We start from the raw sequence: 12631 nt of genomic DNA on the forward strand, positions 1-12631 counted from the left end.
AGAGTGTTTTTAAAAAGATTCTTTCTTTTACATGGCATGTTCATCTAAAAAGATAGAATCTTTTAACGAACAGCATAAAAAAATTAACAAATGGATATCGAACAATCGAATAACCTTTCAATTTCCAGATTGGAAAAAATAACGAGAACAATCGGATTGTTTCTGGGTCCGATTTGTTTTCTCGTAGTCATGCTTCTTGATCCTCCACAGGCATTCGTTGAATTGGCGAAAAACTCCTTACCTGTCAATGCATCAGCCGAAGATATTCACACTTTAGTTTACGGAACAAAGGTTACTTTTGCACTTCTACTTCTAATGGTCTTTTGGTGGACTACGGAAGCAGTTCCAATTCCAATCACCGCACTCATGCCTGGATTAATTCTTCCTTTGTTTCATGTTTATGGTTCTTCGAATGAAAAGCTTTATGCATTTACTGGTAAAGCGATCCTCTCTAATTATGCTCATCCAATTATTTTTCTTTTCCTAAGTGGATTTCTCCTCGCAGCGGCTATGCAAAAATGGTCGCTCGATAAGCGCCTAACTCTATTTATCCTCTCGCGTGGAAATCTGGCGAACAATTCAAAATTAGTTCTCCTTGGAATGATGACAGTCTCTGCAACACTTTCAATGTGGATTTCAAACACAGCAACAACAGCAATGCTGCTTCCATTGGGATTGGGAATAATTGCAGAGTCTGGCGCCAGCAAATCAGATTCGAATTTCGGCAAATCAATAATGCTTGGAATTGCATACGCTGCCTCCATCGGAGGTGTAGGAACGATAATAGGATCACCACCGAATGGCATTTGTGTTTCTATTTTGAGTGCATCAAAAATCGCTGAAATAAATTTTCTTGATTGGATGAAATTCGGAATCCCATTTGTAATTCTTTTCATTCCAATCGCCTGGTTGATCTTGATAAAAGTTTTCCCTCCTGAAATAGAAAAACTCAAAGGCGGGAGAGAGATGATACTCGAGCAGAAAAACCAGCTTGGGGAATTGAATCGTGGTGAAAGAATGACAATTGCAGTTTTTTCAATTGTCGTTTTTCTCTGGGTAATAAATCCATTTTGGGACATTTTACTGCCGGAAAATATTTCTGCAAAACTTTTATGGTTTGATGAGAGTCTAATAGCTATGTTCGGCGCAATTCTGCTGTTTCTGTTTCCAGTTGATTGGAAGGAAAAGAAGTTCATTCTCGAATGGTCAGATTCAAAAGTGGTGGACTGGGGAACACTTCTTCTATTTGGAGGAGGAATCGCTCTGTCGGATGCGATGTTCAGAACTGGTTTAGCAGGTTGGATTGCAAACTCAACCGTTTCGATAGTTGGCACTCCTTCTGCAATCTTATTAATCCTAATAATTGTACCGCTCACAGTAATCTTATCAGAGATCACTTCAAACACTGCACAGATTACTATGATGATGCCGGTTCTAATATCAATTGCATATGGAACTGGAGTTGATCCATTGGCAATAACAATTGCTGCCACTGTGGCAACATCAATGGGTTTTATGCTCCCTGTCGCAACTCCGCCAAATGCGCTTGTTTACGGTTCAGGCTACATCAGAATGAAAGATATGATTAAGGTAGGTTCAATATTGGATGTACTCGGATGGATTTTTTCTATTTTCGCTGTCGTAATTTTTGCAAATGTGATTTTTGGAATTATCAAGTTGTAAACATTTTATCGCTTACCAAATTCCAAAATCGAATAGCTAAAAACTAAATAAATCCAACACTATATTAGGAATTCAAATTTTGTTCACACATTGCTTAATTAAATTTTTCCCTTCAGGTAAGCTTGTCGTTTTTTTTCGGGGAATTTTTCGATTGCATATCTCAGCATTGTGCGGGGCATATGTTTGTAATGTTTTTTCAAAAATCTTTCTTCTGTTTCTAAATCTCTTTTCCCAATTTCACGAAGCATCCAGCCGACAGCTTTCTGGATTAAATCATGTTCATCGTTTAGGAGGATTTCAGAAATCTCAAGCGCAGTCTCGAACGATTCTTTTTTTATATAATGAAAACATGAAAGCATAGATATCCGCCGCCCCCAAAGATTTTCTGACTTTGCCAAATCGTATAGAATGCTTTTATCTTTATCCAAAAGATAAGCTCCGACAATATGTTCGGCAGTCAGGTCAATCAGATCCCAGTTATTAATATGCTTTTTGCTTCGGAAATAGAAATTGTAAATTTTTTCCTTATGCGACTCATCTCCTTTTTTGTATTGATGTACTAATATTAAAAGTGCAGTCAATCGTTCTTCATGAATTTCTGAAGATATCAATCGTCGCAAATCTGATAGACTAAGATCAGAAAATTCTTTTGCTGTTAGTCTAATCTGCGGCACCATTACACCAATAAAGATGTCTCCTTCACCGTATTCTCCCGGGCCTGTTTTAAAAAATCTCTGCAGAGTATTCGCGTTATCTTTTCGAGCAAATTGCCGCAAGCGTTTCTTCACTTCTTCAATTTTGTTTTTCATAACTGGAATAATTCTAAGATGTTTTGTAAACTTTGTTAGTTAATGAGTAAATATACGAAATCTCTTGTAACATTCTAATTTCATCTCCGTCTAAGTTAGAAAACAAACTTGCAGAGGTTAATGATGAATCAAAAATTATATCGTTCCAGAACACAAAAAGTATTTGGTGGTGTTTGTGGAGGACTTGGAGAGTATTTCAATCTAGATCCAGTTCTAATTCGTGTTGTTTTCGTAATACTGGTATTCTTACATGGATTTGGATTATTAATGTATTTAATAATGCTTATCATAGTTCCGCAAAAACCTATTGTGTGGCAAATGCCAGACGATGCACAGCCGCCGGAAAATCAACCAGAGACAGCGCAACCCAGTGAGCCAGCGGAAATACCATCTGAAACTTTTCAATTGAAAAAAGAACCCTCGAAAGGTAGAGTAATCGCTGGGATAGTTTTAATTGTCCTCGGCGTCGTGTTCTTGTTCGAAAATATCTGGCCTTTCTTTGATTTTGAAGATTTCTTTCCGCTAATTTTAGTCGGAATTGGAGTCGTAATTCTTTGGAACGCACTAAAAAAGTAAAAGTGAGGATAAAATGAAAAGTAAACAACTATTTTGGGGAATATTATTTTTAGTATTTGGTGGATTATTATTGTTAAATAATTTTAATCTTATCAATGTCTCTTTTTATAATCTCTGGAAATTTTGGCCCGCGATTTTGATTTTATTTGGTATCAGCCTCTTCATGAAAGACCCTAAGTTAAAAAATGTTTTTTCATCTCTTGCTGCGGTTTTTTTGGCAGTTGTGATATTCGCTTGGTTCCTTCGCTTTTCAGGATGTCATCATTTCAACTATGATGATTCTGAAATAGCTACAAAAGAAATTGCTGAGCCGTATTCACCTACAATACTAAAAGCAAATCTCAATTTAGATATTGGTGCTGGCAAGTTTACGATTGAGGACACTACGGATCAATTACTCGAAGGCAAAGTCAAAAGCGGATGGGGAGATTATTCGATCGAACGATGGCATGATGAAAGTACCGAAAATCTAAAATTAAGACTAAAAGACGGTCATAAAATTTCCCTCGGAAAAGTTTTTAAAGGCAACAAACTGAATTTGAAACTTAACCCAAATCCAGAGTGGAATTTTGATTTTGACATGGGTGCAGCAGATATCGATTTTAACTTCGAGAAATATAAAGTGAAAAATTTGAAGGTCGATATGGGAGCCGCATCTTTAAAACTTAAAATCAGCGAACTTCAAGACACCTCTAATATTACAATTGACGGCGGTGCTTCATCGATTAGAATTTATATTCCAAAAAATTCAGGGTGTGAAATTAATTCTGACATGGGACTTTCCAGCAAAGAATATGAAGAGTTCGTTAATGTTGGAGAAGATACTTATAGAACTGTAAACTACGAAACTGCTGAAAAGAAAATCTTCATATCACTTGATGGCGGCGTATCATCAGTGAAGGTAAAAAGATATTAATTCTGATTTGTTTCTTAAAAAAATTCGATCGACCAGAATACTTAATAACTATTAATCATATTATCCATTTTTGATTGGATTACTGCCTGTTCATTCTTAATGTTGTAAAAAAATTTGGGAGTGTATCATGAAATCTATTTTAATCATTCTTTTATCCATTTCTTTTTTTCATCAGAGTTTTTCGCAGGATAAATTTCCAAAAAGAGAATTCCGCGGTGCGTGGGTAGCAACTGTTGGAAATATTGATTGGCCCAGCGATCGAAATGCAACTCCGGGGAAGCAAATTTCCGAGCTCGTTTCAATTTTTGATAAACTTGAAGATGCAGGAATTAATGCAGTACTGTTTCAAATAAGGACAGAATGTGATGCCCTATATGAATCTGAATTAGAACCTTGGTCGTATTGGCTGACAAGCGAACAAGGCAAAAAGCCAAAACCATTTTTCGATCCTCTTGAATTTGCTATTTCCGAAGCTCATGCCAGAGGAATGGAACTTCATGCGTGGTTTAATCCGTATCGTTCAGTAAAAACCATTGGTGAATATAAAAACGCTTTTAATCACATTTCCGAAACGAATCCAGATTGGATACTCTCATTCAACAATTATAAAATGCTCGATCCTGGTCATCCGGAAGTTAGAGAGTTCGTTCTAAAGATCATGACGGATGTTTTGACACGCTACGATGTTGATGGAATTCATTTTGACGATTATTTTTATCCATACACACCGAAAGTTTCAAATGAAGATTCACTTACTTTCGTGAAGTATAACCGTGGAATAAAAGATCTCGATGATTGGCGCCGTGATAATATTAACTCCCTTATGGCAAATATTTATGAAGTTATAAAAGCTGTTAAACCATACGTCAAATTCGGGATAAGTCCATTTGGGATTGTTGAAAATAAGTTTACCGATACGAAAGGATTCAACTCTTATTCAATGATCTACTGCGATCCCTTAAATTGGATTGAAAATAAAATTGTTGATTATATCAATCCGCAACTGTATTGGGCAATGGATCACGAACTTGCACCTTATGCAAAACTTCTTCCTTGGTGGGATTCAATTGTTGGAGATGTTCATCTATATATTGGACTTTTTTCTTCAAGATTCCTGGCGAGAAATTACTCCGGTAGAAGTTCAGAGCTTGGTAACCAAATTCGAATGAATAGAAATCATTCCAAAGTAAACGGTGCTGTTTATTTCAGTGCAAAATCAATTTATAACAATATGAACGGATTTGCTGACTCGCTAAAAAATAATTTTTATAAATATCCTGCACTGCCGCCGACTATGTCATGGAAAGATTCTATTCCGCCGCTGCCACCAAAAAATTTAGTCATGCGGCTCGACAGCAATGGCGTATTTCTAACTTGGGATAAACCTGATATCGCGACGGATGGAGACGGCGCAAGAGGTTTTGTAATTTATAGTTTTGATAATTCTGATGAAATTAATCTCGACGATCCAAGTAAAATCGTGCACATCAATCCACAGGCAACAACAAAATTCAAGCACTTCATTTCGCCAATGAATAAAAAAGAGTTCGTATACGTTGTAACCTCTCTCGATAAACATTTTAATGAGAGTAAGGAATACGCTGTAGTGTCAATGGAGATTAATGAATAACTAAGCAATGTAAAAAGATTCCATCTTTTCGAAATCTCATAGGAAGGTGAAAAGATGGAATCTTTTTTGCATCTTGGCTCAATTACCTCCTGACAAAGTGATCCATTTCAAATGGTATTTCAAATGAAAGTTCGATCAATCCTTTGTAATTTCCATTCTCATAAACTGGTGACTGATAAATCAACTTTTTAATTCCATTTTTTTCGATTGTGTAAACATTAGTCTTCTGATTTAACAGCATATCTTTCAGCTGAGATTTCGATGGCTCAGGGTGGCAGTCCAGAACGTTTGTTCCGATTAAGTCAATTCCACCATCCTTTTCGAAATCTTTAATAGATTTTTCGTTCATGTAATGAATTATACCGTCAGGATCACAGATAGTAATCGCCGCCTGAAATTCTTTCTGCCAATTAAAGTTTTTCATTTCAGCTCAGCTACCATTTCAATTTCAACAGCGGCATTAATCGGAAGTGAAGGAACTCCGACAGCACTTCGGGCATGTTTGCCATTCTCTCCAAAAATTTTTAAAACCAATTCAGATGCACCATTTGCTACCACGGGTTGCTTATAAAAATCTGCTGGCGAAGATACGAAGACAGTCAGTTTAACAATTCTTTTTATTTGATCGAGCTCACCGATGCACCCTTTAATTGCACTGAGACAATTTAATAATGAGATCTCAGCCGCTTTTTTGCCATCTTCTTCTGAAAGATCTTTCCCAACTTGTCCAACATATTTTAATTCTCCGCCTACTAAAGGAAGCTGCCCCGCTGTGAACACAAAATTCCCGCTCTTCACACAAGGTACATAAGCAGCCAATGGTTTCGGTGCATCAGCTAATTCATAACCTAAATCTTTGATTTTTTGTTCAATTAACATTTTATCTCCTCAAATTATTTTATAATAATTAGTATTTTTTTATCAAATTGAATTACATTACAAACATTATAAACTTTATGAACTTAACAAACTAAAAAATAAATTATGGCAAAAGAAGAATTCGAAAAATTAGAACAGACTGTTAGAAAATTGCGTGTCGAATGCCCTTGGGATCGACGGCAGACGAATGATTCAATTAAAGCATCCACACTCGAAGAAACTTATGAAGTGCTCGAAGCAATTGATCAAAAAGATTTCAATGAGCTGAAAATAGAATTGGGTGATCTGCTTTTGCATGTCGTTTTTCATTCACTAATCGCTGAAGACAATGAACACTTTACCCTTTCAGAAGTTATTGAAAATATTACTGATAAATTAATTCGACGTCACCCGCATGTATTCGAAGGAAAGAAGGTTGAAGATCATCATGAAGTAAAGAAGAATTGGGAATTAATGAAATTAGCGGAAGGACGTGATTCGGTTGTTGATGGTGTCCCAAAAGAGCTACCCGCCTTATTGCGTGCCTTTAGATTGCAGGAAAAGGCAGCGAAGTTCGGATTTGAGTGGGAAAATAAGGATGATGCCTTTAAAAAGATTGAAGAGGAAATTAGAGAGATTAAATATCTGCCGGAAAATAAAAACTCCGAAGAGCTTGAGGGTGAATTCGGCGATCTGCTCTTCGCTTTAGTTAATTTTGGTAGGATGAATAATATCAATGCAGAAGACGCACTTAGAAAATGCAATGAAAAATTCATCAAAAGATTTCAATACGTTGAGAAAAAAATGAATCAGAATTCTGAAACTGATCAACCAAACAAATTAGAAATAATGTTAAAATATTGGGATGAGTCCAAAGAGAGGTCTTAATCGTAAATAATCAGGAGATAAAAATAGAAATTAGACACTCACTCTGCGAAATTTTTTATCGGATGAACTATTGTATCTTGCCCATAGTATATTTTTTCATTTTGTCTCTTTTTTATGCAAAAAATAATTGAAACTCAATTCATCTAATAGTAAATTGAACAAAAATTAGGAGTGCGGAAATGAAAAAAATTCTGAGTTTATTCACTATTCTGATTTGTATTGGTAGCTTTACAAATCTTTTTGCATCTGAAAATCCATCATCAGCTGTTCGATATAAAATCGTCATCGACTTTGGAACTGATTCAGGAGATCCTCTCTTCAGCGATTACACTCTTAGAGAATACATTAAAGAAAAAATGAATCAGCGGCTGCCTGAATATTACTATACTGAAACTGAGGAAGCCAATGTGATCATCTCGGTTGGATTACTAACCAATACTGGTGATCAATTTAATTACAAGTACATTAGTGCTTTGAATATGCTGGTCACGAGTTATTTACACAATCCGTTAAACAAGTTAGTATTACTCACCGAAGATAGAGAAGAATCGGCTAAGGAAAAAATACGAGATTACATTGACAGATGGATCCTTGAATACTCGGCATTCGTTTACAAATCGTATTCAAGATGACGTCAATAATTTGAAAAAAGGATTAAAAATCCTTTGTAAAACTTAAAAAAATCTTTATTTTCGCAACAGTTTATTTATAACAAATAAAGGAAAAATCATGGCGAAAGCTTTAACGAAGTCTCAAGTCATTGCCTCAATGTCTGAGAAAACTGAACTATCCAAAAAAACTGTAAAACTTTTTTTTGATGAACTAAATACCCTTGCATACAAGGAAGCAAAGAACACATTTACGTTACCAGGATTCGGAAAATTAGCACTTGTTGAAAGAAAAGAAAGAATGGGTCGTAATCCTGCAACTGGTGAAACTATTCAAATTCCAGCAAAAACTGTTGTAAAATTTAAAATAGCAAAAGCCTGTAAAGACGCTGTTTTAGCGAATAAAAAATAAAGTTATGTACGGAGTCAGATTTTAATTATCTGACTCCTTCGATGATCTGTTACTGAATAATTTTTGAAATAAAATTCACTTATGAAAAAATTATTCACTTCGAACAATTGCTCCTGCTACAATATTTGCAATCGCCCTCCTCATTGGTAATACATCCCCTTTTCCATCAGGATGAACTCGATTTGTCAATATTATCAAAAATAATTCTTCTTTAGGAGAAATCAATATTGATGTTCCTGTAAAACCCGTGTGCCCATATGAACCAATTTCAAATATATCTCCGCGTTGCCCCATGTATGATGAATTCACATCCCAACCTAATCCTCTTCCGGCAAATTCCACTTTTGGATAAATATTCGTCATTAGATCAACAGTTTTTTCTCCCAAGATTCTTACTCCGTTAAACTCCCCTTTATTCAGCATCATTTGTGCAAATATAGCAAGCTCCTCTGAATTCGAAAATAAGCCTGCATTACCTGAGATCCCGCCCTGTACTGCAGCAAGTGGATCGTGTACGAATCCGCAAGTCATTGCTCCATCTCGTGTCTCAGTTGGTGCGCATAATGCTTTTAATTTTTCATCAGGATTAAAAGTTGTGTTTTTCATTCCGAGAGGTTTGAAAATCTCTTTTTCAGAAAAGTCTGCTACTGTATGCCCAGAAACTCGCTTAATTATTTCTGCAAGAGTGATAAAACCCAAACAACTGTATCTGAATTTTGTACCTGGAGGATTCAGTTTTGGCAAAGCCATGATTATTTTTATTGCTCCATCAGGTGCGGGAGAACCATATTTATTTTTAATTGAATCTGCATTTGTATAATCCGGCAAACCTGAAGTATGTGTCAGCAGATGATAAATTTTTGAATGCTGGGTTTTATTTTCTTCGTCAATGAAGCCGAAAAACTCAGGAATATATTTTCGGACTTCATCATCAAGACTTAACATTCCTCTTTCGAGTAAGATCATTATGGAAGTCGCCGTTGCAACAGGTTTCGTGATCGACGCAAGATCGAAAATAGTTTCGATTTTCATTGACTTCACTTCAGGAATTACGGATGAATTTCCAAAAGCTTTTTTGTAAAAGATTTTGTCCTTCCCCCCAATCAACACAACTGCCCCTGGAGTTTTTTTATTTGAAATGAATCTATGAACCACTGTGTCAATATATTTTAGCTTGTCCTGAGAAAACTGGATTTCGGTGGGCTTATAAATTATAGGAATTTGGGAAATTGAATATTTTGAGAGAAGTAAAATTAGAAATATTGTGAAAACTTTTTTCATAATTACCTCAACTTACTTTGTTTGATTATTTTTAGATATCAGAATCATTATTGCAATTTCTCTTGAATCGACTTTATGTAATTCTGATCTATGTTCATACCATAATGCATAGCAGCTTGAGCATCTTGCAGTGCCCGAGTGAATTCTTCTTTCCTGAAGTAGCAAATTGATCTTCTGTAGTAAGCATTTGCATTACTAGGAACTAGATTTAGCGCGGAGGAAAAATCCTTAATTGCAGAATTTAATTGAGAGATGTTCATAAAAGCAATTCCGCGATTCACATACGCAGTTGGATTATTGACATCGAGCTCCACGCATCTATTAAAATCACTAAAAGCTTTTTCAAATTCTCCGACTGTTGCAAACGCAATTGCTCTGTTCTGCAATGCTTCAAGGGAATTCGGACTTAATTGTAATGCTGTATTTAAATCGGCAATCGCTAGATCGAATTGCTTTCTCATACCGTAGACAATTGCTCGATTACTGTAAGCTTTAGAATATTCGGGATGATACTTAATTGAAGTATTGTAATCTTCTAAAGCTTTGTCTAATTGCTTTAGTTCTTTGCTGTAAACATTTCCTCGATTATTTAATGCAACCGGCACATGAGGGAATTGGTCTAAAACATCACTCCAAAGCGTCACACTATCTTTCCAAATCTTAGTCCGGTTATAATTTTGTACCGCAAGTGCGCCAATATAAATTACAAGAATTGAAATTATAATATTTTTTGCTTTTGGTTTATTTGAAACTAAGTATTGATAACCGAATCCAATCAATAAGAAAAAACCAATTGATGGGATATAGACATACCTGTCAGCCATCATGGCATCACCAACAGGAATTATCTGAAGTACCAAAGAAATATTTATTAGAAAAAAAGAGTAAGCAAAGAAAAATTTTGGTGTGAACTTTAAACTGTAAACAATTATGATCGTTAAACAGACTGCAATTAAAAAATAGAACCAAAAGAACGTCGGAATTCCTCCGTCTGGATAAGGATAGAATGCTGAAAGATTAATTGGAAGAATTAATTTTATTAAGTATTGAATAAATCCATAAGAAGCTATAGCCAAACGTTCGTATAATGGATAAATATTTGCATCTCTAATTGACTCACTCGATTGCTGAGCAAAGATTGCGATTACTCCAAATATTAGCGCTAATGCAACGAAAGGAATTTTTTCAATAATGACTTTTTTATCAGTCAATTTTCTGCCAACTGCAAAATCTATTGCAGCAATAGTAATTGCAAACGATACTGCTTGAGCTTTAGATAAAAGCGAGAGAACAAATAACAATAAGCTGTATATAAAATATTTTTTCTTCTCCTGTTTAATAAACTTAACGTAATAAACTGCAGCTATCAGATAAAAAAGAGTGCAAAGCACATCTTTCCTCTCAGAGATCCAGGCAACTGATTCAACATGTAAAGGATGAACTCCGAAAATAATTGATGTAACAATTGCTAATTGTAAATTCTCGAATAAGTAAAAAACGAAAATGAATACAAGAAGAGTATTAAGCAAATGAAGCAAGATATTGCTCAAGTGATACACAAACGGATCTAATTGACCTATCGAATAATCAACGGCAAAACTTAATATTGTAAGTGGATGATAGTTACCCATTGAATATGTGCTGAAAATATTTTCAATATTTTCAAAAGATAAATTCGTAATCTTACTATTCTGGACAACATACTGTCCGTCATCCCAATTTGTAAATCCATTTTGAAGCGCGGGCAAGTAAGCGATGAATGTCAAAATGATAATTGCAGCCAGCCAATACCAATTTTTCTTTAATGTAAAAAAATTCTTGCCTGCTGGTAGTTTATTTTCCGTTGATCGATCTGTCTTATTCTTTTTTCTTTTTTGATACTTCTTCATTATTAAATTTAATTTCGAAGTAGTTTTATTGAAATATAACTATTATGGACAGACAATTCTATTATTGAATTAATTGCTGCCACCGACCGGTCGGTGACAGCAGTAAAATTGTGGAAGCTCCGCGAGGAACTTTGACTCATCACTACATTACAGATGAAAAAGGAATCTTGAAAAGAGCAAATTTAATTGTAGGAACGACAAACAATTACGCACCGATTTCAATGTCAATAAATAAAGCCGCTCGCGGTTTGATTAAAAAAGGTTCGGAAATTACAGATGGTGTTTTGAATAAAATTGAAATGGCATTTCGTGCTTACGATCCTTGTTTCGGTTGCGCAACACATTCGTTGCCTGGGCAAATGCCAATGACAGTTCGTGTTTTCGATTTACAAGGAAATTTGCTTACTGAAAGATCACGTTAGTGAAAATCGCGATTGTCGGCATCGGTAATCCGATTCTTTCAGACGATGCCGTTGGTCTTATAGCAGCCGAGAGATTATTCGAAACTATTTCAAAATCTCTCGACTGTTCTTTAATTATTCATTCCGAAGATATGATGTCTCTCATCGAAAGACTTTCAGTTTATGATTTTGCGTTTATTATTGATTCATTTCGCGATGTTGAGCATGTAGGAGAAGTTTTTGAAGTAAAACTTGATGAAGCGAAACTTTCCCGATTTGTGTCTCCGCACACACTCTCTTTCGCAAATATGCTTTCCCTCTATAAAGCTTCGAATATAAAATTGCCGAAAATTACTTTGTGTGGCATTGCAGTTAAAGATGTTGATACGTTCAAGGAAGAACTTTCTGACGAAATCAAGATCAAATTACCGACAAGTGTCGAATCACTGAGAAGATTTTTTTTAGGTGAGTTAAAAAAAATGGTTAATAAATGAAAAAGCCAAGCGAATTTGCTTGGCTAAAATACAAAGTGATTTATAAATTAATACTTATGCTATCGCTTCCTCAGTAACTTTTGTTAATTCCTCAGGTGTAAATGGTTTTGAAATAAAATTGAATGCACCAAGTTTTGTTGCCTCGATTGCAGTTTCAATTGTTGCGTAACCTGTAATCATTATAAC

Annotated in this window: 15 protein-coding genes; 9 read left to right on the forward strand and 6 right to left on the reverse strand. The window is 35.3% G+C overall.

Annotated features, from left to right (window positions below):
* Positions 1–90: 90 nt before the first annotated feature.
* On the forward strand, positions 91–1683 hold the full coding sequence (locus tag FJ213_06080; GenBank protein MBM4175726.1) for a DASS family sodium-coupled anion symporter: 1593 nt from the start codon (positions 91–93) through the stop codon (positions 1681–1683).
* Positions 1684–1781: 98 nt separating this feature from the next.
* On the opposite strand, the gene FJ213_06085 is transcribed toward FJ213_06080, so the two are convergent.
* Positions 1782–2492, reverse strand: a complete 711-nt coding sequence (locus FJ213_06085) for a DNA alkylation repair protein (GenBank protein MBM4175727.1) — start codon at positions 2490–2492, stop codon at positions 1782–1784.
* 120 nt (positions 2493–2612) lie between these two features.
* On the opposite strand from FJ213_06085, the gene FJ213_06090 reads away from it, so the two are divergent.
* The 3 genes from FJ213_06090 (at position 2613) to FJ213_06100 (ending at position 5614) form a co-directional block, all read left to right on the forward strand.
* Entirely contained in the window at positions 2613–3068 is a 456-nt protein-coding gene (locus tag FJ213_06090) for a PspC domain-containing protein (protein ID MBM4175728.1), read from the forward strand.
* A 13-nt stretch (positions 3069–3081) separates the two neighbouring features.
* Entirely contained in the window at positions 3082–3984 is a 903-nt protein-coding gene (locus FJ213_06095) for a hypothetical protein (GenBank protein MBM4175729.1), read from the forward strand.
* A gap of 127 nt (positions 3985–4111) precedes the next feature.
* Entirely contained in the window at positions 4112–5614 is a 1503-nt protein-coding gene (locus FJ213_06100; protein MBM4175730.1) for a glycoside hydrolase, read from the forward strand.
* An 82-nt stretch (positions 5615–5696) separates the two neighbouring features.
* Here the strand turns inward: FJ213_06100 and FJ213_06105 are convergent, their stop codons facing one another.
* Together FJ213_06105 and FJ213_06110 are read right to left on the reverse strand one after the other, a co-directional pair.
* Positions 5697–6038 (reverse strand): diguanylate cyclase, encoded by a 342-nt coding sequence (locus tag FJ213_06105; GenBank protein MBM4175731.1) that lies wholly within the window; start codon positions 6036–6038, stop codon positions 5697–5699.
* On the reverse strand, positions 6035–6493 hold the full coding sequence (locus tag FJ213_06110) for a RidA family protein (GenBank protein ID MBM4175732.1): 459 nt from the start codon (positions 6491–6493) through the stop codon (positions 6035–6037). The genes FJ213_06105 and FJ213_06110 overlap by 4 nt, the downstream gene beginning before the upstream one ends.
* 105 nt (positions 6494–6598) lie before the next feature.
* Between FJ213_06110 and mazG the strand changes: the two genes are divergently transcribed.
* From mazG to FJ213_06125, 3 genes are all read left to right on the forward strand, one after another.
* Complete coding sequence (gene mazG / locus FJ213_06115) at positions 6599–7360, forward strand: nucleoside triphosphate pyrophosphohydrolase (protein MBM4175733.1); 762 nt, start codon at positions 6599–6601, stop codon at positions 7358–7360.
* A 179-nt stretch (positions 7361–7539) separates the two neighbouring features.
* A complete protein-coding gene (locus tag FJ213_06120) occupies positions 7540–7992 on the forward strand; it encodes a hypothetical protein (GenBank protein ID MBM4175734.1) in 453 nt (150 codons plus the stop codon).
* Between the two features lie 97 nt (positions 7993–8089).
* A complete protein-coding gene (locus tag FJ213_06125) occupies positions 8090–8380 on the forward strand; it encodes an HU family DNA-binding protein (GenBank protein MBM4175735.1) in 291 nt (96 codons plus the stop codon).
* 90 nt (positions 8381–8470) lie between these two features.
* On the opposite strand, the gene FJ213_06130 is transcribed toward FJ213_06125, so the two are convergent.
* Positions 8471–9661, reverse strand: a complete 1191-nt coding sequence (locus tag FJ213_06130) for a serine hydrolase (GenBank protein MBM4175736.1) — start codon at positions 9659–9661, stop codon at positions 8471–8473.
* Between the two features lie 47 nt (positions 9662–9708).
* Positions 9709–11550, reverse strand: a complete 1842-nt coding sequence (locus FJ213_06135; GenBank protein MBM4175737.1) for a tetratricopeptide repeat protein — start codon at positions 11548–11550, stop codon at positions 9709–9711.
* 68 nt (positions 11551–11618) lie between these two features.
* On the opposite strand from FJ213_06135, the gene FJ213_06140 reads away from it, so the two are divergent.
* Positions 11619–11972: a hypothetical protein gene (locus FJ213_06140; GenBank protein MBM4175738.1), complete on the forward strand. Its 354-nt coding sequence runs from the start codon at positions 11619–11621 to the stop codon at positions 11970–11972.
* Positions 11963–12445 (forward strand): hydrogenase maturation protease, encoded by a 483-nt coding sequence (locus tag FJ213_06145; GenBank protein ID MBM4175739.1) that lies wholly within the window; start codon positions 11963–11965, stop codon positions 12443–12445. The genes FJ213_06140 and FJ213_06145 overlap by 10 nt, the downstream gene beginning before the upstream one ends.
* Before the next feature lie 54 nt (positions 12446–12499).
* Here the strand turns inward: FJ213_06145 and FJ213_06150 are convergent.
* Positions 12500–12631 (reverse strand): response regulator (locus FJ213_06150; GenBank protein ID MBM4175740.1); only part of this gene is annotated, 132 nt, incomplete at its 5' end.

The organism is Ignavibacteria bacterium (assembly GCA_016873845.1).
GTDB lineage: Bacteria > Bacteroidota > Ignavibacteria > Ch128b > Ch128b > JAHJVF01.